Annotated in this window: 22 protein-coding genes and 1 riboswitch; of the genes, 13 read left to right on the top strand and 9 right to left on the bottom strand. The window is 75.0% G+C overall.

The genetic code is table 11. The features are described from left to right. The 7 genes from amrb99_RS28960 to thiI all read left to right on the top strand — a co-directional run. On the top strand, positions 1-462 hold a 462-nt coding region (locus tag amrb99_RS28960), incomplete at its 5' end, for an ATP-binding protein (protein WP_241756031.1). 33 nt (positions 463-495) lie between these two features. Continuing rightward, positions 496-1,134, top strand: coding sequence for a response regulator transcription factor (locus tag amrb99_RS28955; protein ID WP_190861926.1), 639 nt, complete (start codon positions 496-498; stop codon positions 1,132-1,134). A gap of 97 nt (positions 1,135-1,231) precedes the next feature. Then, positions 1,232-2,236, top strand: coding sequence for a TIGR04222 domain-containing membrane protein (locus amrb99_RS28950; protein ID WP_190861889.1), 1,005 nt, complete (start codon positions 1,232-1,234; stop codon positions 2,234-2,236). Beyond that, complete coding sequence (locus amrb99_RS28945) at positions 2,226-3,080, top strand: DUF692 domain-containing protein (RefSeq protein WP_206700147.1); 855 nt, start codon at positions 2,226-2,228, stop codon at positions 3,078-3,080. The genes amrb99_RS28950 and amrb99_RS28945 overlap by 11 nt, the downstream gene beginning before the upstream one ends. Before the next feature lie 40 nt (positions 3,081-3,120). Beyond that, on the top strand, positions 3,121-3,636 hold the full coding sequence (locus tag amrb99_RS28940) for a hypothetical protein (protein ID WP_206700146.1): 516 nt from the start codon (positions 3,121-3,123) through the stop codon (positions 3,634-3,636). A gap of 105 nt (positions 3,637-3,741) precedes the next feature. Then, positions 3,742-4,767: a 6-phosphofructokinase gene (locus tag amrb99_RS28935; protein WP_190861885.1), complete on the top strand. Its 1,026-nt coding sequence runs from the start codon at positions 3,742-3,744 to the stop codon at positions 4,765-4,767. A 127-nt stretch (positions 4,768-4,894) separates the two neighbouring features. Then, entirely contained in the window at positions 4,895-6,130 is a 1,236-nt protein-coding gene (gene thiI / locus amrb99_RS28930) for a tRNA uracil 4-sulfurtransferase ThiI (protein ID WP_190861883.1), read from the top strand. 57 nt (positions 6,131-6,187) lie between these two features. On the opposite strand, the gene amrb99_RS28925 is transcribed toward thiI, so the two are convergent. The 3 genes from amrb99_RS28925 to aroF all read right to left on the bottom strand — a co-directional run bounded on the left by amrb99_RS28925 (position 6,188) and on the right by aroF (position 9,515). Continuing rightward, positions 6,188-7,126: a DUF5954 family protein gene (locus amrb99_RS28925; protein WP_190861881.1), complete on the bottom strand. Its 939-nt coding sequence runs from the start codon at positions 7,124-7,126 to the stop codon at positions 6,188-6,190. Between the two features lie 41 nt (positions 7,127-7,167). Continuing rightward, the gene (locus amrb99_RS28920; protein ID WP_347256910.1) at positions 7,168-8,190 is read right to left on the bottom strand and encodes an EamA family transporter; all 1,023 of its coding nucleotides are present in this window, start codon (positions 8,188-8,190) and stop codon (positions 7,168-7,170) included. A gap of 284 nt (positions 8,191-8,474) precedes the next feature. Continuing rightward, positions 8,475-9,515 (bottom strand): 3-deoxy-7-phosphoheptulonate synthase, encoded by a 1,041-nt coding sequence (gene aroF, locus amrb99_RS28915; protein ID WP_190861879.1) that lies wholly within the window; start codon positions 9,513-9,515, stop codon positions 8,475-8,477. 281 nt (positions 9,516-9,796) lie between these two features. Between aroF and amrb99_RS28910 the strand changes: the two genes are divergently transcribed. The 5 genes from amrb99_RS28910 (at position 9,797) to amrb99_RS28890 (ending at position 14,998) form a co-directional block, all read left to right on the top strand. Beyond that, positions 9,797-10,420 (top strand): sulfite oxidase-like oxidoreductase, encoded by a 624-nt coding sequence (locus amrb99_RS28910; protein ID WP_190861877.1) that lies wholly within the window; start codon positions 9,797-9,799, stop codon positions 10,418-10,420. Between the two features lie 89 nt (positions 10,421-10,509). Then, positions 10,510-11,946 (top strand): histidine kinase, encoded by a 1,437-nt coding sequence (locus tag amrb99_RS28905; RefSeq protein WP_241756030.1) that lies wholly within the window; start codon positions 10,510-10,512, stop codon positions 11,944-11,946. 76 nt (positions 11,947-12,022) lie between these two features. Beyond that, positions 12,023-12,826: a LytTR family DNA-binding domain-containing protein gene (locus amrb99_RS28900; RefSeq protein ID WP_190861875.1), complete on the top strand. Its 804-nt coding sequence runs from the start codon at positions 12,023-12,025 to the stop codon at positions 12,824-12,826. Continuing rightward, the gene (locus amrb99_RS28895) at positions 12,819-13,283 is read left to right on the top strand and encodes a hypothetical protein (RefSeq protein ID WP_190861873.1); all 465 of its coding nucleotides are present in this window, start codon (positions 12,819-12,821) and stop codon (positions 13,281-13,283) included. Before amrb99_RS28900 ends, amrb99_RS28895 begins: the two co-directional genes overlap by 8 nt. After that, positions 13,280-14,998 carry a cation acetate symporter gene (locus tag amrb99_RS28890; protein WP_206700145.1) on the top strand — a complete coding sequence of 573 codons (1,719 nt, stop codon included), beginning with the start codon at positions 13,280-13,282 and terminating at the stop codon, positions 14,996-14,998. Before amrb99_RS28895 ends, amrb99_RS28890 begins: the two co-directional genes overlap by 4 nt. Positions 14,999-15,707: 709 nt before the next feature. Here amrb99_RS28890 and amrb99_RS28885 read toward each other — a convergent pair. The 6 genes from amrb99_RS28885 to thiO all read right to left on the bottom strand — a co-directional run bounded on the left by amrb99_RS28885 (position 15,708) and on the right by thiO (position 21,918). Then, entirely contained in the window at positions 15,708-16,568 is an 861-nt protein-coding gene (locus amrb99_RS28885) for a deoxyribonuclease IV (RefSeq protein ID WP_190861871.1), read from the bottom strand. A gap of 43 nt (positions 16,569-16,611) precedes the next feature. Next, a complete protein-coding gene (gene pknB / locus amrb99_RS28880) occupies positions 16,612-18,552 on the bottom strand; it encodes a Stk1 family PASTA domain-containing Ser/Thr kinase (protein WP_190861870.1) in 1,941 nt (646 codons plus the stop codon). A 36-nt stretch (positions 18,553-18,588) separates the two neighbouring features. Next, entirely contained in the window at positions 18,589-19,566 is a 978-nt protein-coding gene (locus amrb99_RS28875) for an EamA family transporter (RefSeq protein ID WP_190861868.1), read from the bottom strand. Positions 19,567-19,726: 160 nt separating this feature from the next. Continuing rightward, positions 19,727-20,524, bottom strand: a complete 798-nt coding sequence (locus amrb99_RS28870) for a thiazole synthase (protein WP_190861866.1) — start codon at positions 20,522-20,524, stop codon at positions 19,727-19,729. Positions 20,525-20,527: 3 nt separating this feature from the next. Then, positions 20,528-20,728 (bottom strand): sulfur carrier protein ThiS, encoded by a 201-nt coding sequence (gene thiS, locus amrb99_RS28865; RefSeq protein WP_190861863.1) that lies wholly within the window; start codon positions 20,726-20,728, stop codon positions 20,528-20,530. A 65-nt stretch (positions 20,729-20,793) separates the two neighbouring features. Further along, positions 20,794-21,918 (bottom strand): glycine oxidase ThiO, encoded by a 1,125-nt coding sequence (gene thiO / locus amrb99_RS28860; protein WP_190861861.1) that lies wholly within the window; start codon positions 21,916-21,918, stop codon positions 20,794-20,796. Beyond that, positions 21,909-22,022, bottom strand: a riboswitch (TPP riboswitch). It overlaps the preceding gene by 10 nt. 106 nt (positions 22,023-22,128) lie before the next feature. On the opposite strand from thiO, the gene amrb99_RS28855 reads away from it, so the two are divergent. Next, entirely contained in the window at positions 22,129-23,364 is a 1,236-nt protein-coding gene (locus amrb99_RS28855; RefSeq protein ID WP_190861859.1) for an FAD-dependent oxidoreductase, read from the top strand. Positions 23,365-23,432: the final 68 nt, after the last annotated feature.

Raw genomic sequence — 23,432 nt, 5'->3', positions numbered from 1 at the left:
GGCCCGGCCCCCGCCGGCGCGGCCGTGCCGCGCCCGGCGGACGGCGGGGGGCGCGAGGCCGACCTGGCCCCGCTGCTGACCGGCCAGGCGTCCGCGTCGGTGACCGTGTCGACCCCCGCGACGCCCGTGCCGCTGCCCGAGCACGCCGCCCACGAGGTCGCCGCGGCGGTCGCGGCGGCGCTGGACAACGTCCGGCGGCACTGCGGCGACGGCGCCCGCGCCTGGGTCCTGCTGGAGGACGGCCCCGGCGAGGTCACCGTCAGCGTCCGCGACGACGGCCCCGGCATGCCGCCCGGCCGCCTCGACGCCGCGGCCGCGTCCGGCCGGCTCGGCGTCGCCCAGTCCATCCGGGGCCGCGTCCGCGACCTCGGCGGCACGGTCTCGATCGTCTCGGCGCCCGGCGAGGGCACCGAGATCGAGATGACCGTTCCGCGTAGTTCCGTGCCGGTCCGCGACGTCTAGGGTGTGAGCGTGAGCGAGGTTCCGTTGAGGGTCATGGTCGTCGACGACCATCCGATGTGGCGCGACGCCGTCGCCCGCGACCTCGCCGAGGCGGGGCACGAGGTCGTCGCCACCGCCGGGGAGGGCCGCACCGCCGTCCGCATCGCCGCCGCCGCGCGCCCCCGCGTCGCCGTGGTCGACCTGCAGCTGCCCGACATCAGCGGCGTCGAGGTCACCCGGCACCTCGCCGCGGCCGACCCGCCCGTGCGGGTGCTGGTGCTGTCGGCCAGCGGCGAGCAGCAGGACGTCCTGGAGGCGGTGAAGGCGGGCGCCACCGGCTACCTGCTCAAGTCCGCCGGGCGCGAGGAGTTCCTGGACGCGGTCCGCCGCACCGCCGACGGCGACGCGGTGTTCACGCCCGGCCTCGCCGGGCTCGTCCTCGGCGAGTACCGCAGGCTCGCCGCCGCGCCCGCCCGCGAGGACGACGACGCGCCCCGGCTCACCGACCGCGAGACCGAGGTGCTGCGGCTCGTCGCCAAGGGCCTGACGTACAAGCAGATCGCGCAGCGGCTCGTCCTGTCGCACCGCACGGTGCAGAACCACGTGCAGAACACCCTCGGCAAGCTCCAGCTCCACAACCGCGTCGAGCTCGTCCGCTACGCCATCGAGAAGGGCCTGGACGAGGAGTCCTGATCCGGCGGCGCCTGTCCGATAACGGCCGGTACGGAACCGGCACCCCGGTCCCCGCGTCCCCAGAGGACGGCCGACGGCGGACGAAGGGGGCGGCGGATTGGGAGCGACACAGGTCTCCATCCTGGTTCTGGCGGTGTACGCGCTGGTCGCGGCGGTCCTGCTGGTGGCGCCCGCCCGGACGCGGGCGGCGGTGCGCCGGGGCCGTCCCCCCGCCCGGGACCTGGATCCCCGCGAGGTCGCCTACCTGCGCGGCGGGGAGCCGGCCGCGACCGCCGTCGCGATGGCGGCGCTGAAGCTCGACGAGGCGATCGAGGTCCACGCCGACGGGCGGATCAGTCCCGGCGAGACGGCGCCCAGCGGCGGCGCGGCGCTGGACGCGGCCCTGCACGCCGCGCTCGCCGAGTCCGCGGATCCGACGCTGCCGGGTCTCGCCGCCGAGCCCGGCGTCCGGGACGCGTTCGGCCGGCTCCGCGGCGACCTGGCCGCGCAGGGCCTCCTCGTCCCCGAGGACGCGCGGCGCCGCCTGAGGCGGATGCTGTGGCCCGTCCGGATCTGGGCGCTGCTCGGCATCGCCGGGTGGATCGCTGTCGGCACCCGCCACGGCGTGCCGGTGATGACCGCCGGCGTGCTGGTGCTGATCGCGGTCGCCGTCCCGGCGTTCGCGCTCGGCTCGGCCCACGGGCGCACCGCGGAAGGCGACCGGGTCCTCGACCGGACGCGGAAGGACCACGACGACCTGTCGCCGCCGATCGACGGCCCGTACGAGGAACTGGCCGCGCCGAGGATCCTGATGGCCGTCGCGCTCTTCGGCGTCCCCGCGCTCACCGCCTGGGACCCCGTGTACGCCAAGACGCTCGGAGCGGCGCACTACCTGGCGAGCGCCGGGCCTGCCGGGACGTCGGGCGGGGACGGGACGTCCGGCTCGGTGTTCCTGCTCGGGGACTCCTCGGACGGCGGGTACCACCACGGCGGCGGCGGGCACGGCGGCGGGCACGGCGGGGATCACGGTGGCGGGCACGGCGGCGGGCACGGATGCGGGGGAGCGAGCTGCGGCGGCGGGTGCGGCGGCGGCGGATGCGGAGGGGGCTGCGGTGGCGGCTGACGGCACGCCCTCCCTGCCCGGCGCGCCCGGCCTGCCCGATCTGGGCGTCGGCCTCGGCTGGCGGCCGGAGATCGCCGGGTTCGTCGGCGCGCTGCCCGGGCTGCGCTTCACCGAGGTGATCGCCGAGTCCGTCCACCCGGCGCGTCCCGCGCCCGGCCTGCTGGAACTGCGCGGGCGCGGCGCGGCCGTCGTCCCGCACGGCGTGAAGCTGTCGCTCGGCGGCGCCGAGCCGGTGGCCGCCGAGCGCGTCGCGCACCTGGCCGCCTGCGCCGAGGCGCTCGGCGCGCCGCTGGTCAGCGAGCACGTCGCGTTCGTCCGGGCGGGCGGGATCGAGGCCGGGCACCTGCTGCCGGTGCCGCGCACGCGGGCGGCGCTGGACGCCCTCACCGCCAACGTCCGCCGCACGCAGGCCGAGCTGCCCGTCCCGCTCGCCGTCGAGCCCATCGCCGCGCTCTTCGACTGGCCGGACGCCGAGTACACCGAAGGCGACTTCCTCACCGAGCTCCTGGACCGCACCGGCGCCCTCCTGCTGCTGGACGTCGCCAACGTGCACGCCAACGCCCGCAACCGGGGCGAGGACCCGCTGGACCTCATCGACCGCCTGCCGCTGGAACGCGTCGCCTACTGCCACGTCGCGGGCGGCGTCGAGCGGGACGGCCGCTACCACGACACGCATACGGCGGCCGTCCCGCAAGAGGTCCTGGACCTGATCCGGGAGGTGTGCGCGCGGCGCCGCCCGCCCGGGTTCCTGCTGGAGCGCGACGGCCGCTACCCGCCGACCGGCGAGCTCCAGGCCGAGCTGGACGCCATCGCCGCCGCGTCCGGCCTGGCGGCCGTCACATGAGCGCGGCCGTTCACACGAGCGCGGCCGTCACATGAGCGCAGTGGACCCGGGAGCATTCGACCCCGCGCTGGCCGCGGCACAGGAGGCCCTCGTCCGCGCGATGGCGGCGGGCGGCCCGATGCCCGCCGGGTTCGACGCCGCCGCGGTGCGGGCCGCCGCGCACAGCGTCCTGCTGAAACGGGCCGGCGAGGTGGAGCGCGCCTGGCCCGCCCTCGCCGCCGCCTACGGAACGTCCTGGAAGGCGGAGTTCGCCGCGTGGGCGGCCGGACGCCCGGCCCAGGGATCGTTCCGCGACGGATGGGACTTCGCGCGGGCGCACCGCGACGGCCTCGCCGGGGAAGCGGCGCGGGAACTGGCGCTCGCGGAGATCGGTTGGGCCTATGACGGCGCGTCCGCACCGCGTCGCCGGCGGGCGGCGGTACGGCGCGCACCGGGGGGAGTGGCGGTGCTCTTCCGGGGAAGGGTCCGGATCATCCGGGGCCCGTCGCGCCGGCGCCGCGTCCCGCCGGACGGCGTGCCGCGGGGCGCCTCCGGAGGCTATGGTCTAGACCAATGACGGCACGCCGGGACGCCCGGCGAATGCCCTGCGTAGCCATGCGCTGACCACTAGTCTGGCCATGTGACCCGAGGGAGGAGCCCGGTGGCGGGAGAAGGAGACGGCATGCGAGTCGGAGTGCTCACCGGAGGTGGGGACTGCCCCGGCCTGAACGCGGTCATCCGCGCGGTCGTCCGCAAGGGCGTGCAGGTCTTCGGCTACGAGTTCGTGGGCTTCCGGGCCGGCTGGCGCGGGCCCCTCGAAGGCGACACCGTCGCCCTCGACGTGCAGGCCGTCCGCGGGATCCTGCCGCGCGGCGGCACGATCCTCGGCTCGTCCCGGACCAACCCGGTCAAGGTCGAGGGGGGCGTCGAGCGGATCAAGGACAACCTCGCCGGCCTCGGCGTCGACGCCCTGATCGCCATCGGCGGCGAGGACACCCTCGGCGTCGCCCGCGAGCTGTACGCCAACGGCGTCAACGTCGTCGGCGTCCCCAAGACGATCGACAACGACCTCAACGCCACCGACTACACCTTCGGCTTCGACACCGCGGTGAACATCGGCATGGAGGCCGTCGACCGGCTGCACACCACCGCCGAGAGCCACCACCGCGCGCTGATCTGCGAGGTCATGGGCCGCCACGCGGGGTGGATCGCGCTGCACGTCGGCATGGCCGCCGGCGCCAACGTCATCCTGATCCCCGAGCGGCCGTTCGACATCGACAAGGTCGTCGAGTACGTCGAGAGCCGGTTCAAGACCCGCTACGCGCCGATCATCGTCGTGTCGGAGGGCGCCCACCCGATCGACGGGCAGATGCAGCTGCAGACCGGCGAGCGCGACGCGTTCGGGCACGTCCGGCTCGGCGGCATCGGCCAGGCCCTCGCCGACGAGATCGAGAAGCGCACCGGCAAGGAGGCCCGCGCGACCGTGCTCGGGCACATCCAGCGCGGCGGCACCCCCACCGCGTTCGACCGTGTCCTCGCCACCCGGTTCGGCCTGCAGGCCATCGACGCCGTCCGCGACGGCGACTTCGGCAAGATGGTCGCGCTCCAGGGCACCGACATCGTCCGCGTCGGCCTCGACGAGGCGACCAAGGAGCTGAAGACCGTCCCGCTGGAGCGCTACGCCGAGGCCGAGGTCTTCTTCGGCTGACCCGTCCGGCCGAACCCGGCCGAACCCGTCCCTCCCGGCGGGAACACGTTTTCCGGGTCGCGATGTTGGGGTGAGTGGGCCACACTGGAGGCCGCCCCTTGACCCGTTCCCGCCGGGAGGACCACGCATGACCACGCTCGAGACCGCGCCCGCGGACGTCCGGGAGCAGTCCCCGGTCGACGGGGAGCCGTGCGTGCTGCTCAAACTCGGCGAGGTCGTCCTCAAGGGCAAGAACCGCGAGCTGTTCGAGCGCCGCCTGGCCGACAACGTCCGGCAGGCCGTCCGGCCCATCGCCCGCGTCGACGTCATCCGGCGGCACGGCGTGTTCATCGTCCGCAAGCACGACGCCGATCTGGCCACCATGGAGCGGGTCGCGCAGCGGATCACCGACGTCATGGGCATCGTGTGGGCGCACCGCGCCTGGCGGGTCGGCAAGGACCTCGCCAGCGTCGAGCGCGCCGCCCTGGAGCTCATGGACGGCCGCCTCGGCACGTTCGCCGTCCGGTCCCGGCGCCGCGACAAGCGCTTCCCGATGACCTCCACCGAGCTGGACCGGCACATCGGCGCGCTCGTCGCCGCCCGCTACGGCCAGCCCGTCAAGCTGAAGGACCCGGTGCACACCCTGTCGATCGAGGTCGACCGGGACGAGGTGTTCGTCTACTCCGGCGGCCTGCCCGGCCAGGGCGGCCTGCCCGTCGGGATGAGCGGCCGCGCCCTCGTGCTGATGTCCGGCGGCATCGACTCGCCCGTCGCCGCGTACCGGATGATGCGCCGCGGCCTGCGCGTCGACTACCTGCACTTCTCCGGCATGCCGTTCACCGGCCCGGAGTCGATCTACAAGGCGTACGCGCTGGTCCGCGAGCTGGACAAGTTCCAGGGCGGGTCCCGGCTGTTCGTCGTCCCGTTCGGCAAGGCGCAGCAGCAGATCAAGTCGTCCGGCGCCGACCGGCTCGCGGTGATCGCGCAGCGCCGCCTCATGCTGCGCACCGGCGAGGTCCTCGCCCGCCGCCTCCGCGGCTCCGCGCTGATCACCGGCGACGCGCTCGGCCAGGTGTCCAGCCAGACCCTCGCCAACATCACCGCGCTGGACGACGCCGTCGAGCTGCCCATCCTGCGCCCGCTCGTCGGCATGGACAAGATCGAGATCATGGACCAGGCGCGCCGCATCCGCACGCTGTCCGTCTCCGAGCTGCCCGACGAGGACTGCTGCACGATGCTCGCGCCGCGCCGCGCCGAGACCCGCGCCAAGATCGACGACCTCCGGCAGATCGAGAAGCGCCTCGACGTCGGCGAGCTCGCCGACCAGCTCGCCGAGTCCGTCCAGGAGCACCGCCCCGTCTACGGGGACGCCGCCGCGTCCTGACCCCGTCCCACCGCTCCGGCCCCGCGTCCTCCTCCCGAGGGGGCGGGGCCGGCGCGATCAGTACTGGTCGAAGTCGGTCGGACGCGGGGGCTCGGGGCCCTCGGGGCCCAGGAGGGTGATGCGCTCGATGCGGACGATCCGGAAGCGGCGTCCCGCGACCGAGATGCCGTTGCGCCGGGGCTCCTCCGCCAGCAGCTCCGCGGCCTCCGCGTAGGCGGCGGCGTCGGTCTCGCCGAGGGCCTCGACGGCCGGCGCCACGTCGCGCAGGTAGCCGGCCAGCGAGTCGCGGGCCTGCTGCGGGGTGGCGTGCAGGCGGCCGACCGGGCGCCAGCGGCGCTCGCGGGACGGCCCGCCCGGGACGCCGGGGCCGCCGGGGCCGCGCTCGGCGACGGTGAACGCGGGCGCGAGCGCGACCGGGGTGAGGAACGCGCCGGACGGCTCGCTGCCGCTGAGCGCCGCCGCGTCCAGCACCTGGCACAGCAGCTCGGCGGTGGCGAGGTCGGATCCGGTGCCCTCGCCCGACAGCAGGTCGTAGGGGCGGCGGTAGGAGGCCGGGACGGACGCCGGACGCGGGTCGGGGTCGCTCGGCCGGGGCGGTTCGGGGCCGTCCGGGCCGGTCCGCACCAGCTGCTCGACCCGCACGATCGCGAACCGCCGGCCGGCCGCCGCCACCGTGTCGGACGGCCCGGTCCGCAGCGCCGCCGCGGCCCGCCGGAACTCGCCCGCGGCCCCCTCGTCCATCCGGGCGGCGCGCTCGTCGAGGTGGTCGGCGAGAAGCTCGCGCGCGCCCTGCGGCAGCGGGTCCGGCGGGCAGACGACCTGCCAGCCGCCGGAGACCCGCTCGGCCGCGGTGAACAGCGGGCCGACCGCCACCAGATCGGGGTAGGCGGCGAGGGAGCGGCAGGCGTCCGCCAGCATCACGGCGGCGACCGGGTCGACGCCGTCCAGGTCCTCCGGGAACAGCCGTCCCCCGGCGTCGCCATCGCCCATCGTCATGCCGGACATCATCCTCGCCGCCTCCCGATCTGGCGAGTGGTTCAGACCAATTCGTTACCGCTCGGCCCGCGTTCCCCGTGCTTTCGCGGACGCCGCGCGGGCGCGAAGAGCACGACGAGACTGGCGGCGAGCAGCGCGAGGCCGGCGTAGGCCGTCCCGCCCAGGTGCTCGCCGAGCACCGCCGTGCCGAGGACCGCCGCGACGGCGGGTTCGGCGAGGGTCAGCGTCGTCGCCGTCGTGGCGGGGGTGCCGCGCAGCCCCCGCGCGAACAGCACGTAGCCGAGGCCGGTGGTGACCGCGCCGAGGTAGAGGGCGGTCGCCGCGCCGGAGCCGGTGAGCAGCCACCCGGCGGGCTCGGCCGCGAGGACCGGGACGAGCAGCACCGCGGCGGCGCCGAACAGCGCCCCGGCGGTCGCCCGGTCGTCCTCGCCGCGGGTGATCAGTGCGGACGCGGTGGTCGCGTACACCGCGTAGGCCAGCCCGGACAGCAGCGCGAGCGCGATGCCGGCGGGGTCGACGCCGGAGCCGTGCCCGGCGCCGACCAGCAGGGCGCAGCCGCCGACGGCGCCCGCGGTCGCGAGCGTCCAGCGGCCGGTGAGGACGGCCCGCCGCGTCGCGAGCCCGATCAGCCCGGTGAACGCGGGCGCGCTGCCGATCGTGACGACGGTGCCGACGGCGACGCCGGTCCGGGCGACGGCGACGAAGAACGCGACCTGGTACACCGCGATCGCCGCGGCGCCGAGCGCGAGCGGACCCAGGCGGGACCGGCCGCGCAGGAGGCGGCGCAGGCCGTCGCGGCGGGTGGCGGCGGCGAAGGCGAACAGCAGCAGCCCGCCGATGACGATCCGGGCGGCGGCGACGGAGACGCTGGACGCGCCGGGCGCGAAGGTGCGGGCCGTCCCGGTCGTGCCCCACAGGGACGCGGCGAGGAGGATGTCGGCGCCGCCTCCGAGGGCGCGCCGGGAGGCCGGGGACGCGGGCGCCGAGGCCCGCCGGGAGGCCGGGGACGCGGGCGCGGATGCCCGCCGGGACGTTCCGAAGGTTCTGGACGTGCGCAGAGACACGGGAAAGGCTCCTGGGCTCGAATCGGGAGGGAAGGATCCGGATCCGGGGCGCAGGAGAACGCGGACCGGGCGCGATCGCGCCGGGTCCGTCAGGACTCGCAGGGAGGTGCCGTCGCCGCGCCCCGTCAGGAGCGGGGCGGGCCGAGGTTCGAGGTCCAGTACGCCATGCCCACGAAACTACCAGCAGCCCGCACTCGCGTTGACTCGCGGCGTATCGCCGTCATGAAGGTCCTCATGAGGGCGACACGCCACAAGCCGACGGGGTCGGGCGGCGCCGGGCCGGGTCAGGCGGGGACGGGGCCGGGCGCCTCGGTCAGGGTGCGGCCGACGATGGGCGGCAGGTCGCGCATGAGCTTGGCCAGCTCGCGCAGGTCGCCGTCCACCAGGGCCTGCGGGCCGTCGCACAGCGCGGTCTCCGGGTGCGGGTGCACGTCGATGATCACGCCGTCGGCGCCGACCGCGACGGCCGCGCGGGTCAGCGGGAGCACCAGGTCGCGGCTGCCGCCCGAGTGCGACGGGTCCACGATCACCGGCAGGTGGGAGAGGCGCTGCGCCACCGGGACCGCGGAGATGTCGAGGGTGTTGCGGGTGGCCTTCTCGAACGTGCGGATGCCGCGCTCGCACAGCACGATGTCGAGGTTGCCGCGCTGCGCGACGTACTCGGCGGCCATCAGCCACTCCTCGATCGTGCCGTTCATGCCGCGCTTGAGCATCACCGGCTTGCCGGACTCGCCCGCGGCCTGCAGCAGCGCGAAGTTCTGCGCGTTGCGGGTGCCGATCTGCAGCATGTCGGCGTAGGACGCGACGAGATCGACGTCCCCGGCGTCCACCACCTCGGTGACGATCGGCATGCCCGTCTCCTCCCGCACGTCCGCGAGGATGCGCAGGCCGGCCTCGCCGAGGCCCTGGAAGGCGTACGGCGACGTGCGGGGCTTGAACGCGCCGCCGCGCAGCAGGGTCGCGCCCGCCGCCTGCGCCATCTGCGCCGCGCCGAGCGTCTGCTCCGGGGTCTCCACCGCGCACGGGCCGGCGATCAGCGTCACCGTGCCCGGGCCGATCGGCACGCCGCCGACCCGCACCACCGTGCGCTCGGCGTGGTGCTCGCGGCTCACCAGCTTGTAGGGGACCGAGATGCGCACCACGTCGGTCACCCCGCGCATCCCGCGCAGGTTCAGCGACCCGAACTGCTGGACGTCGCCGACGAGCCCGACGATGGTGCGTTCCACGCCCCGGCTGACGAACGCGTCGCCTCCCGCCGTCTCGACCAGTGAGACGACGGCCTTGATATCGGCTTCGGTGGCCTCCGGGGCCATGACGACGACCATGGGTGTGCTGCCTCTCCTCATCACGCGGACCGCGCGCGGATCCGGGCCGGATCCCGCGGACGACCCCCTGGAAACGACGAGAGCCCCGGGCCGATGGGGCCCGGGGCTCTCGCCTTGTGGTCTGTCAGCGCAACGTCTGGCAGACCAGCCGCCCGGGCTGGTCGAACCAGAAGAAATACACGATGTTGCGCACGGGCTCAGCGTAGCCGATGCGCGCCGCCGAATCCCGCAAGGCCCCCGAATATGGCTCAGCTCACGCCTGATGGCAGGATGGCGGCGTCATGTCCCACCCCGAACCGTCCGCGCCGCAGCCGCGGGACCTGCCGCCAGGCCAGTACGTCCCCCGGGGCTGGCCGGTCCTCCACTACGGGCCGGTCCCCAAGTTCCGTCCCAAGGACTGGGACTTCCGGGTCTTCGGCGCCACCGCGTCGGGGGAGCAGCACCGGTGGAGCTGGGAGGAGTTCGACGCGCTGCCGCGGGTGCGCGCGATCTCCGACTTCCACTGCGTCACCAAGTTCACGATCCCCGGCAACGAGTGGGAGGGCGTCCCCGGCTCGGCGATCGTCGAGCTGGCGCCGCCCGCGCCGGACGTGACGCACGTGATGGTGTGGGCCGAGTACGGCTACAGCGCCAACATCCGGATGAGCGACTTCCTCGCCGACGGGACGATGTTCGCCACCCACCACGACGGCGAGCGGCTCACCGCCGACCACGGCTTCCCGATCCGGATCGTCGTCCCGCACCTGTACGCGTGGAAGAGCGTGAAGTGGGTCCGGGGCGTGGAGTACCTGGTGAAGGACCGCCGCGGGTTCTGGGAGGAGCGCGGCTACCACAACGTCGCCGACCCCTGGTCCGAGCAGCGGTACTCCTACCAGGAGGACGAGGGCGAGGCGCCGCCCCTCTGAGCCGCCCCTGTGAGCCGTGAGGGCCGGACACCGCCGTAAATCGGCAACACACCGACCTTGGCGGAAGACAACCGTTACCGTACGTTGTCATGGTCCTACCGTCCGTCGCGGACATTCTCGCGGGCGCCCTGGCCGCGGGCGCCGCCGCGGGCGCGGTCGCGCTGCGCGGGCGGCTGCGGCTCCCGCGCCGCGCCCCCGCCGTCCCGGCGGAGCAGGCGTCGTTCGCGACCCTGCACGCCCTCGCCCGCGTGGCGCCGCCGCTGCGCGGCGGGCTGACCCCCGGGTCGGCCCGCAAGGCGGCCCGGCACCTGCGGACGCTGCTCGGCGCCGAGGCCGTCGCGGTCGTGGGCGTCCCCACCGGCGACGACGACCCGTACGCGGACGCCCCCTACGGCGACGATCCCTATGACGACGACCGGTACGACGACGATCCCCACGGCGCCGACCGGTACGGCGACGAGCCCTACGCCGAGGGCGCGTACGGCGGCGGCGACCGCGCCGCCGGTTCGCGCCCCGGCCGCGGTGACGGCGCCGACCCCGCCCCCCGGCTGCTGGCCTGGGACGGCGCCGGACGCGACGAGCACGCCGGCGACGCCGTCGCCCACGCGCTGCCCGTGCTCGCCTCCGGCCGCCCCCGCGTGATCGCCCCGGAGCTGCTCGGCTGCCGCGACCCGCTGTGCCGCGTCCGCGTCGCCATGGTCGCGCCGCTCACCATCGAGGGGCGCGTCGAGGCGACCCTCACCGCGTACTGGACCGGTCCGTCCACCGCGCGCGTCCGCGCCGTCGGCGAGGCGGCCCGGCTGGTCACCGGCCAGCTCGAGCTGGCCCGGCTGGACACCGCCCGGATCCGGCTCGCCGAGGCCGAGATGCGGGCGCTGCGCGCGCAGATCTCCCCCCACTTCGTCTACAACTCGCTGACCACGATCGCCTCGTTCGTCCGCACCGACCCCGAGCGGGCCCGCGGCCTGCTGCTGGACTTCGCCGACTTCGCCCGCTACTCCTTCCGCGACCCGCGCGACTTCACCACCCTCGCCGACGAGCTGCGCTCCATCGACCGGTACCTGCTGCTGGAGCGCGCCAGGTTCGGCGAGCGGCTGCGGTTCGACGTGCAGGTGGCGCCCGAGGTGCTGCCCGTCGCCGTCCCGTTCCTCGCCCTGCAGCCGCTGGTGGAGAACGCGATCCGGCACGGGATGAAGGGCACCCGCGGCCCGCTGCACATCTCGATCGTGGCGCGCGACTCCGGCGCCGAGGCCGCGATCAGCATCGAGGACGACGGGGTCGGCATGGACCCCGAACGGCTCCAGGAGATCCTCGCCGCCCCGATCGGCCGCCCGGGACCGACCGGATGGGGGAGCGTCGCCACCCCGGACCGGCGCGGCGGCGGGATCGGGCTCGCCAACGTCGACGAGCGGATGCGCCAAGTCTATGGAGAGGAGTACGGCCTGACCGTCGAGACAGCGCTCGGAGCGGGAACGAAGGTCAGATTGCGCGTTCCGAAGTACCGTCCGGGCATCTTTCCGGACTGAGCGTCCGCACCCCGGTGCGGTACTCACTTTTCGGAACCGATTGCGGACAGACGGTAATCGCGGCAAAGTCGCCACCATGCTGCACGTCCTTGCCGTCGACGATGAGCGCCCCGCCCTGGAGGAACTGGTCCACCTGCTCCGCGAGGACCCGAGGATCGGGAGGGTCACCGGCGCGGAGGACGCCTCGTCCGCGCTGCGCGACCTGAGCCGAATGCTCGTCGAGGGCGAGCGCCTGGACGCGGTGTTCCTGGACATCCGGATGCCCGGGCTCGACGGCCTGGACTTCACCCGGCTGCTGACCGGCTTCGCCGCGCCCCCGCACGTCGTGTTCGTCACCGCGCACGACGACTGCGCCGTCACCGCCTACGAGCTCGGCGCGCTCGACTACCTGCTCAAGCCGGTCCGGCCGGAGCGGCTCGCCGAGGCGGTCCGGCGGGTCGAGCTGGCCGCGTCCCGCACCGGGCCGCAGGGCGAGGACGCCTCCGACGCGGGCGCCGACGACGAGATGATCCCGGTCGAGCTGGGCGGCCGCACCCGGCTGGTGTCGCGGCGGACCGTCACCCACGTCGAGGCGCAGGGCGACTACGTCCGGCTGCACACCGCCGACGGCGGCTACCTGGTGCGGATGCCGCTGACGGCGCTGACGAAGCGGTGGGAGGCCGCCGGGTTCATCCGGATCCACCGCAGCACGCTCGTCGCGTCCGCGCACATCACCGAGCTGCGGTTCGACGGCGGCCGGGCCGCGGTGCAGATCGGCGACGCGCTGCTGCCGGTGAGCCGCCGGCACACCCGCGAGGTCCGCGACCTGCTGGTGCGCCGGTTCCACCACGCGGCGGGCGGCGCGGGCGGCCCGGGCGAGGGTGGCGGCGCCCATGGCTGACCCGCATCCGACGCCCGGCCCGGCCCGGCCGGAGGGCGGCGCGCCGGCGGCGGCCCCCGTGCCCGCCGGCGAGGGCCCGCCCGACTCAGACCCGTCCAGTACCGGCCGCCCCGACTCCGACGCGTCCGACTCCGACCCGTCCGATACCGTCCCGCCCGGGACCGCCGCCGCCCGCGTCCGGTGCGCGCCCGGACGCTACGACACGCGCGCGCTCGTCCGTGCCCAGTTGCGGATCGCCCTGCAGACCGCCGCGATCGTCCTGGCCGTGACCGCGGCGATCCCGGCCCTTCTCGCCCTCGCCCAGGGCCTCGGCGGGATCCGGCCGTTCGGCCTCCCGCCGTCCTGGCTGCTGCCGGTCCTCGGCGTCCAGCCGCTGTGGGTGATCACCGCCCTCGTGCAGCTGCACCGCGCCGAACGCGCCGAGCGCGACCATACGAGGCCGGCGGGCCGGGCGTGACCGCCCCGGCGGCGCCGGCCGCGCTCGCCTCCCTGGCCGCGGTCCTGGCGCTGACCGCGGCCCTCGGCGCGCACGGCCGCCGCTCCGCCCGGACCACCTCCGACTTCCTCGTCGCCTCCCAGGGCGTCACCCCCCTCCGGAACGCCGCCGCGATCGGCGGCGAGTACATCTCCGCCGCGGCCTACCTCGGCACCGCCGGGCTCGTCCTCGCCTACGGCACCGGCACGCTGTGGCTGCCGATCGGCGCCACCGCCGGGCACGTCCTGCTGCTGGCGTTCGTCACCGCCCCGCTGCGCCGCTCCGGCGCCTACACGGTCTCCGACTTCGCCGAGTGGCGGCTCGGGTCCCGGGCCGTCCGCCGCGCCGTCACCTGCTGCGTCTGCTGCGTCGGCTGGTTCTACCTGCTGCCCCAGTTCCAGGGCGCCGGCGTGACCCTGCGGGTGCTGACCGGCGCCCCCGTCTGGACGGGCTGGGCCGTGATCGTCGTCGTGGCGGTCGGCCTCGTCGCGTCCGGCGGCATGCGCGGCATCACCACCGTCCAGGCCGTGCAGTTCTGGATCAAGCTCGCCGCCGTCGCCCTCCCCGCCGTCGCGCTGCTCGCGATCTGGCACGCCGGCGGCGGCGCGGCCCCCGCCGGAGACCGGCCGGCGCGCTTCGAGCGCACCACCCGCGTCCACGTGCACACCGACGTCACCGTGACCGTCCGGCAGGCCGTGACCGTCACCGCCACGGGACGGCTCGACGGCGTCCGCCACGACCGCGCCCCCGTGCCCCTGAGCCAGGGTCCGCACACCGCCGGTCGCGGCACCGAACTCGTGTTCCCGCCCGGCGCCGCCGTCCCGCACGCCGAACGCCACACCGCCCCCAGCGACGGGATGTGGGCCGTCCCGTCCGGCCCCCCTACCTGGCGCGGCCTCTACACCACCTACTCGACGCTGCTCGGCGTCCTCCTCGGGACGATGGGCCTGCCCCACATCCTGATGCGCTTCTACACGAGCACCTCCGGGCGGGCCGCCCGCCGCACCGCCGCGCTCGTCCCCGGGCTGCTCGCCCTCTTCTACGCCTTCCCGGCCCTCTACGGCACGCTCGGCCGCCTCTACACCCCCGAACTGCTGATGACCGGCGACATCGACGCCACCATCCTGGTGCTGCCGCTCAGGGCCGCGCCCGGCCTGCCCGGCGCGCTGCTCGCAGGGGTCGTCGCCGCCGGCGCGTTCGCCGCGTTCATCTCCACCTCCTGCGGGCTCGTCGTCGCCATCGCCGGGACCGTCACCCAGCGCATGCGGCACCGCGACGGCGTCACCGTGTTCCGGATCGGCGTGGTCCTCGCGCTGGCCGCGCCGCTCGCCGTGCTGCCCGCCATCGGCCCCCGAGACGCCGCCGAGCTCGTCGTCACGGCGCTGTGCGTGTCGGCGTGCTCGCTGTGCCCGCTGCTCGTCCTCGGCATCTGGTGGCGGGGCCTGACCGCCGCCGGCGCGCTCGCCGGACTCGCCGCCGGCGGCGGGCTGTCCGTCGCCGCCGGCGTCGCCCGGCTCGCCTGCGGCCCGCGCGCCGGCTGGACCGCCGCGCTGCTCGCCCAGCCCGCCCTGGTCGTCGCGCCCGCCGCGTTCGCCGTCATGATCACGGTGTCGCTGCTCACCCGCCGCCGCGTGCCCCGCCGCACCGACGGCGCCATGGCCCGGCTGCACCTCCCCGAGCCCGCCGCCGCCCGCTGAGCGCCCGCCGAGCGCCCGCGGAGACGGCCGCCGCGCCGGGCCGTGATTTTCCCACAGGACCGCTCACCGTCGTGTGGACCGTTCCTACATGCCGGCCCGTCCGCTCGTCCCGCGAAACCGACCGCTCACCGCGCGACTACCCTCCGCATAACTCTGACTACTAACCGTTTACCGAGCCTTGTGTTTCCAGGGTGCCGATCGGAGGCATCGGACCTCTAGTGTTCTCAGTGGCACCACACGCCACACCGCTTCGGAGGAGCGGGCGGACGGACCGGACGGCATCCCCGTCCACCACCGCGAAACCTCCCACAACAGCAAACCCGGAGATCCGGCGGGCGCCAGTCGAACGCCGGATCGTGAGTCGCCGGGTCCCGTACCGGGGGGGTGGGACCCGACGACCTGTGGCTCGGGCGTCGTCGAACAGTCGGGGGGTTGTTCGGCGACGCCCGAGTCCTATTTATTGCTTCGCCCTTGGCGGTCGGCCCTGGGGGGCCTCCCTTCGGCGGGCGAAGCGGCGATCGCAGCATCGCTTCGACTCGCCCTGGGGGCTCGCTTCGCGATCAGGTTCTCGCAGGCTCGAACCTGGCTTCGCACGCGATCGCAACGTGGCGGCCGCCGCGGGTCGGAGTTACGGACGATCGCCTGGCGGTCCGTTGTGGCCGACCTTCCGGCTGAGGTTCCCGGTCCCGGTCAGGCGTGCCGGTCGCGGTCAGGGCTGGTCGCCGGCTCTGAGGCGCTTGAGGGTCGCGATGTCCTTGCCGTGCGGTTCGGGGTCGCGGCCGGGGGTCTCGATGATGAACGGGACGCCGGCCACGGCGGGGTGCCGGAAGAGGTCGGCGAAGGGCTGCTCGCCGATCTGCCCCGCACCGATGTTCTCGTGCCGGTCCTTGGCGGAGCCGCAGGCGTCCTTGGAGTCGTTGGCGTGGACGAGCTTGAGGCGGCCCTCGCCGACCGTGGCGACCAGGGCGTCCATGGTGTCCTTGACGCCGCCGGGCGCGGCGAGGTCGTGGCCCGCGGCGAACGCGTGGCAGGTGTCGAAGCAGACGCCGAGCTTCGGGTGGTGGTCGAGGCGGTCGAAGAACGCGCCGAGGTCCTGGACCTTGGCGCACAGCATCTTGCCCTGGCCCGCCATCGGCTCCAGGAGGAGGTCGGGGCCGTCCTCGGGGATCCCCTCCAGCAGCGGCAGCACGTGCTCGCGGACCTGCGCCATGGCCGCGTCGTAGCTCTGGCTGACGGCGGAGCCGGTGTGGACGACCACGCCGCGGGCGCCGATCGCGCGGCCGCGGACGAGGGAGTGCCGGACGGTCGCGATCGACTTGGCGAGGGTCTCCTCGCTGGGCGAGCCGAAGTTGACCAGGTACGGGGCGTGCACGTAGACGGCGACGTCGGTGCGCGCCAGGAGCTTGGCGTCCTCGGCGGGCCTGCCCTCGGGCAGCGCCCACCCGCGCGGGTTGGCGACGAAGACCTGGATCGCCTCGGCGCCGATCTCGGCGGCGTACTTCAGGCCGCCGGTGGCGAGCCCGCCGGCCACGGGAACGTGCGCCCCGATGGGGCTCTGCGGTGCGGTCATAGGCCGTTCAGCCTAGCCGCCGGATCCGACCGTCCGGACCCGGTCAGGGGCCCTTGACCAGGGTGATGGTGGAGCCGCGCGGGGCCTCGCCGCTGTTCGGGCTCTGGAACCGGACGGTGTTCCCGCCGAACCCGGTGACGTTGACGTTGAAGCCGGAGTCCCGGAGGGCCTTCCTGGCGTCGGCGACGCTGCGGCCGGTCATGTTGGGGACGGGGATGTTCTGCTGGGGGTCGCCGTCGTTGCAGCCGAAGTGGATGGGGCCCGCGTCCACGATGCAGTCGCGCTTGTTGACGACGATGGTGACGTCGTCGCCGCTGGACACGCCGGTGCCCTCCGCCGGGTCCTGGCTGACCACGGTGTTCGCGGGCTTGCCGTCGACCTTCTTCTTCTCCACGGTGACGTTCAGGCCCATGGAGCGCAGCTGGTTGGCGGCGGTGTCGCCGTCGGTGCCGACGACGTTCGGCATGGACATGCCGCTGCTGACGATGATGTCGACCGGCTTGTCGGGGGACTGCTTCTCGCCCGCGTCCGGGTCGGTGCCGACGACCTTGTCCTTGCCGACGCGCTGCGACGGCGTCGTGCTGGTCTTGCCGATCGTGAAGCCCTTGTTCTGCAGGGTCCGCTTCGCGTCGTCGAGGGACTTGCCGGACACGTCCGGGACCTCGCGGGGGGTGATGCCCTTCGACGGGGTCAGCGTGACGGTCTGGCCCTTGGCGATGCGGGCGCCGGCGGGCGGGTCGCTCTTGGCGACCATGCCCTTGTGGACGTGGTCGTCGTACACGGCGGTGGCGACGCGGACGTCCAGCCCGGCGTGGTCGAGCTCGCGCTGGGCGTCCGCGACCTTCATCCCGATGATCTGGGAGGGGATGTGGTCGTACTGGCCGGACGTCTGGTACCAGACGGCCCAACCGAGGACCACGGCGGCGATGGCGCCGATGGCGATCAGCACGTACTTGCCGGTGAGCGCGCCGAGCGCCCGGTCGGCGCGGGAGCGCGGCGCGTACCCGGACGGGAGGGTCTCGGGCGCGCTCCTCGGGTCGAGGACGGCGGTGTGACCCTGCGGCGGCGCGGCGGGCGGCGTCTCCAGCACGCTGGTGGTGGTGCGGGACGCCTCCTCCATGCGGCGGTCGAAGTCGCGCGGCAGGCCGCCGAAGACCTCGGCGACCTCCGCCAGGTACTGGTTGGCGTCCTGGGGGCGGCGGGCCGGGTCGTGGCTGGTGGCGTCGGTGACCAGCTCGTCCACCCGCTGCGGGATGCCGGGCACGACGCTGGACGGCGGCGGGACGACCTCGTTGACGTGCTTGTAGGCGACGGCGAGGGGCGTGTCGGCCTGGTGGGGGAGCCGGCCGGTGAGCAGCTCGAACAGCATGATCCCGGCGGCGTAGACGTCGGAGCGGACGTCGGCGGTGCCCTGCAGCACCTGCTCGGGCGCGAGGTAGCCGACCGTGCCGATGATCATGCCGGTCTTGGTCATCTTGCTCGCGCTCTCCGCGCGGGCGAGGCCGAAGTCGGCGACCTTGATGGTGCCGTCCTCGCAGATCAGCACGTTCTCCGGCTTGACGTCGCGGTGCACGAGGCCGGCCCGGTGCGCGGCGCCGAGCGCCGCGAGGACGGGCTGCATGATCTCCAGGGCGGCGCGCGGGCCGAGCCGGCCGAGCTCGGTGAGCGCGTCGCGCAGCGTCCGGCCCGGGACGTACTCCATCACCAGGAAGACGTGCTCGCCGTCGGAGCGCTGGTCGTACACGGCGACGACGTTGGGGTGCGAGAGCGCCGCGGCGGCCTTGGCCTCGCCGATGAAGCGGGCGACGAAGTCCTCGTCGGAGGCGAGCCCGGCGTGCATCACCTTGATCGCGATCGTGCGGTCCAGCCGGAGGTCGCGGGCCACGTACACGGTGGCCATGCCGCCGCGCGCGATCCGGGACTCAATGCGGTAGCGCCCGTCGAGCACCTGCCCGACGAGTGGATCTGCAACCGACGTGTCCATCGAGGCGAGTTTACGGGCGAATGACGGATGTTCTCATCAGTCGTGAGTATGAGCATCGATGAGCCGCGGGTCGGACGCGGGCGCGGGCGGGTCCGCCGCGGCGGCGGCCGGGCGGCCGCGGCGCAGGCCGCGGGTGCTTCGGGAGACGGCGACGCCGGCGAGGCACAGGGCGCCGCCGCCGAGCGTGATCAGGCCGGGGACCTCGTCGAGGAACAGCCACGACATCGCGACCACGAGCGCGGGCGCGGCGTAGGTGGTGGCGCCCATCTTCCCGGCGGACGTCCGGGCCAGCGCGTAGCCCCAGGTGGTGAAGGCGATCGCGGTCGGGAAGACGCCGAGGTACACCATGTTCAGGGTGGCGGCGGCCGGGGCGTCGGCGGCCTGCGAGACCAGCTGCGGCGCGAACGGCAGGCAGACGACCGCGCCGATCGCGCAGGCCCAGGTGGTGAACTGCAGCGGCGTCGCGTGCCGCAGCGCCGGCTTCTGGCTGACGACGCCGAACGCGTACGTCACGGCGGCGACGAGGCACAGCAGCACGCCGCCGACCGACGAGCCCCCGTCGCCCGACATCGACAGCCCGACGATCGCGGCGCCCGCGAACGACACCGCCATGCCGGCCAGCAGCCGCGGCGCGAAGCCCTCCTTCAGCAGCCAGCCGCCGAGCAGCGCGATGAGGATCGGGCCGATGTTGACCACGAGGGCCGCCGTGCCGGCGTCCACGAGGCGCTCGCCCCAGTTCAGCGCGACCATGTAGGCGCCGAACCACAGCACGCCCGCCGCGGCGATGCCGGGCCAGGCGCCCCTCGGCGGCAGGCCCTCGCGGCGCACCAGGCAGATGACGGCGAGCACGACGGTCCCGGAGAGGAGCCGGCCGAGGGCCAGCGCGCCGGGGCCGTACTCCGCGCCTGCGCTGCGGATCGCGACGAACGCCGAGGCCCACAGCACGACCGTGACGGCCGCCGCCGCGACGGCGAGCCGGTCGACGCCCGCTTGCGGGGCATTGCCCTGTTGCATGTGACGCACCTTAGGTTCGGGACGCTTCCATGAACACCGAAGGGTGCGGCGCGGTTGCGGGCGGCCCGTCCGGTGGACGCCCTTCAGTCTGTGGACGTCCACCGTTCAGGTCCAGCGAATATTTCTACAGCCGAAGCTTTAGCTCGGCTTCAATGAGCTCTCAGGACGACGCGAGGCCCTCGAACGGCGAGGACGCCTGGGCGTAGCGGCGCTTGGGGATACGGCCCGCCAGCCGGGCGAGCCGCCCGGCCTCGACGGCGTGCCGCATCGCCGCGGCCATCCGGGCGGGCGACTGCGCGCGGGTGACGGCGGTCGCCAGCAGCACCGCGTCGCAGCCGAGCTCCATCGCCAGCGCGGCGTCGGACGCGGTGCCGAGCCCCGCGTCCAGGATCACCGGGACCTCCGCCCGCTCGACGATCAGCTCGATGTTGTGCGGGTTGCGGATGCCGAGCCCCGACCCGATCGGCGAGCCCAGCGGCATCACCGCCGCGCAGCCGAGCTGCTCCAGCCGGTGCGCGAGCACGGGGTCGTCGTTGGTGTAGGGCAGGACGACGAAGCCGTCGTCGACGAGCTGCTCGGCGGCCTCCACCAGCTCGATCGGGTCCGGCAGCAGCGTCCGCTCGTCCGCGATCACCTCCAGCTTGACCCAGTTCGTGCCGAGCGCCTCGCGCGCCATCTTCGCGGTCAGCACGGCCTCGCCCGCGGTGAAGCAGCCCGCGGTGTTCGGCAGCACCCGGATGCCGCACTCGCCCAGGACGTCCAGCACCGAGCCGCGCGCCGACGGGTCCACCCGCCGCATCGCGACCGTGGTGAGCGCCGTCCCCGACGCGGTCAGCGCCTCGCGCAGCACGTGCATGCTCGGCGCCCCGCCGGTGCCCATGATCAACCGGGAGCCGATCTCCTCGCCGGCGATCACCAGGGCGTCGGCGGCGGCGTCGTTCGTCGTGTCCCGTGTCACCGGTCAGCCTCCCTGCACCGCGGTCAGCACCTCGAGGCGGTCCGCCTCGCGCAGCGTCGTCGCCTCCCACGCCGAGCGCCGGACGACCTCGTCGTTCAGCGCGGCCGCCACGCCGGACGCGGCGGTGGTGACGGCCGCGACCGCCTGCGCCACGGACGCGCCGTCCGGCAGCTCGCGCGGCTCTCCGTTCACGATGATCCTCATCACTGCACGACCTTCATCACTGCACGACCTTCGTCACTGCGGCCCGCATCACTGCGCGGCCTTCCTCACTGCGGTCCGGGGGAGAAGCGGGCGGGGGAGAACGGGGCGGCCACCTCGGGCACGGGGCCGTCCAGCAGCATCGCCGCGAGGGCGTCGGCGCTGACCGGCGCCAGCAGGATGCCGTTGCGGAAGTGGCCGGTGCCGAGGTAGAGGCCGGGCAGCGCGGTGGGGCCCATCAGCGGGGCGTTGTCCGGGGAACCGGGCCGCAGGCCCGCGGTGACCTCGGCGAACTCCAGCTCGGTGAGGCCGGGCAGCAGCTCGCGGGCGTCCCGCAGCAGCTCCCACAGGCCGCCCGCGGTGACCCGCGTGTCGAAGCCCAGCTCCTCCTGCGTGGCGCCGATGACGATCTCGCCGTCCGCGCGCGGCACCAGGTAGACCGACGAGCCCTTCACCAGGCCGCGGGTGGTGCGCCGCAGGAACGGCACCGGCGTGCGGAGCCTGATCACCTGGCCCTTGACGGGGCGGACGGGTGGAACGGTCCCGGCGGGCAGGCCCGCCAGGTCGCCCGACCAGGGCCCGGCGGCCAGCAGCACCCGGTCCGCGCGGATCTCGGCGCCGTCGTCCAGCCGGACCCCGGCGGCCGCGTCGCGCTCGACCAGCAGGCCCTCCGCGCGCCGCCGCACCAGCCGGACGCCCAGCCGCTCGCCCGCCGCCAGCAGCGCCGGGGCGAGCCGGCGCGGGTCGACCGAGCCGTCCTCGGGCGCGAGCAGGCCGCCGCGCACGCCGGGCGCCAGCATCGGCTCGGCCCTGCGGCACTCGCGGCCGGTGAGGGCCTCGACGGGGATGCCGAGGCTCTCCTGGAAGGCGCGCAGGTCGTCCAGGAGCTTCAGGTCGTCGGCGTCGAACGCGACCTGGAGGGTCCCGTCGTCGCGGTAGCCGGTGTCCAGGCCGGTGGCCTCGGCCAGCTCGGCGGCGAACGCGCCGTAGCGGTCGCGGGAGGCGAGGCCGAGCCGCAGCAGCGGCTCCTCGCCGTAGCTCAGCTCGCTGACGGGGGTCAGCATGCCCGCGGCGACCGACGAGGCGCCGCTCGCGGGCGCCGGGTCGACCAGGGTGACGGCGGCGCCGCCCTGCGCGGCCCGCCAGGCGGTGGCCAGGCCGATGACCCCGGCCCCGATGATCACGATCCGCAATGCGCGCTCCCTTCGCCGGCATGATCCGGATCAGGTCGTGGCGGTCGGCGGCCCGCTCAGCCGCCCTCTCAGCCCGGTCGCACCGGACTCCCGCGCTCTGTTGTGTTGTGCACGTGCCGCTATGCCCCACCATACGGCCAACACCCCGAATGCACCTGTCTGGACACCCGTCCAAAAGCGCTCCGGCGGCCCCGGTTAGGGTGGGCGCCCATGAACAGGGTCATCGTCGTGGGCGGCGGGCTGGCGGGCGTGCGGGCCGCCGAGGCACTGAGGAGCAAGGGGTACGAGGGCGAGCTGACCCTCGTCTCGGCGGAGCGGCACATGCCGTACGACCGGCCGCCGCTGTCCAAGGCGGTGCTGGCGGGCGACTCCGACGACACCACCGTGGACGCCGACTGGGACGCGCTCCGCTGCGAGCTGCTGCTCGGCGAGCGCGCCACCGCGCTGCGCCTCGACGCGCCGGGAGGTGACGGCCGGGGCGGCGGCACCGTCGCGACCACCGCCGGCGACCTGCCCTTCGACGGCCTGGTCATCGCCACCGGCGCCGAGCCCGTCACGCTGCCCGGCGACGGCCGCCAGCACGTCCTGCGCACCATCGACGACTCCCGCGACCTGCGCGGACGCCTCACCGAGGGCGCCCGGATCGTGATCGTCGGCGCGGGCTGGATCGGCGCCGAGGTCGCCACCACCGCCGCGAAGAAGGGCTGCGCCGTCACCGTCGTCGAGGCCGCCGACACCCCGCTCGCCGTCGCGCTCGGCCAGGAGATCGGCGCGCTCACCATCCCCTGGTACGCCGAGGCGGGCGTCGAGCTGCGCACCGGCGTCAAGGTCGCCGCGGTCGAGCACGGCGGCCTCGCCCTCGCCGGCCCCGGCGGCGGCGAGCGGATCGCCGCCGACGAGGTCGTCGTCGGGATCGGCGTCCGGCCCGCGCTCGGCTGGCTGGAGGGCTCCGGCCTGCTGCTGGAGCGCGGCGTCGTCACCGACGGCTCGTTCCGGGCCGTGGCGGACGACGAGGCCGGCACCGTCCGCACCGACGTCGTCGCGGTCGGCGACTGCGCCGCCTGGTGGTCGGACCGGTACGGCAGGCGGCTCCTCGTCGAGCACTGGGACACCGCCCTCAACGCCCCCGACGTCGCCGCGGCGGCCCTGCTCGGCCAGGACGCGGTCTACGACGCCGCCCCCTACTTCTGGTCCGAGCAGTTCGGCCGGATGGTGCAGTACGCCGGGCACCACGCGCGGTCCGAGCGGCTCGTCCACCGCGGCGACCCGTCCGGCCGCAAGTGGGCGGTGGCGTGGCTGACCGGCGACCGGCTCGACGCGATCCTGACCGTGGACAGCCCACGCGACCTGGTGCAGGCCAGGCGGGTGATCGCGGCCGGGACGCCGGTGGATCCGGAGGCGATCGCGGACCCGGACGTGCCCGTCCGCCAGGCCGTTCGCCGGTAGCGGAACCCGACCGCCGGTAACGGCGGCCGGGTGGGTTTGAGGCTTCCGAAGGCGTGGTAGCAAGGGGG

Source organism: Actinomadura sp. RB99 (assembly GCF_014706005.1).
In the GTDB taxonomy this organism is placed as follows: domain Bacteria; phylum Actinomycetota; class Actinomycetes; order Streptosporangiales; family Streptosporangiaceae; genus Spirillospora.
This window is presented reverse-complemented; position numbering and strand designations above follow the sequence as displayed.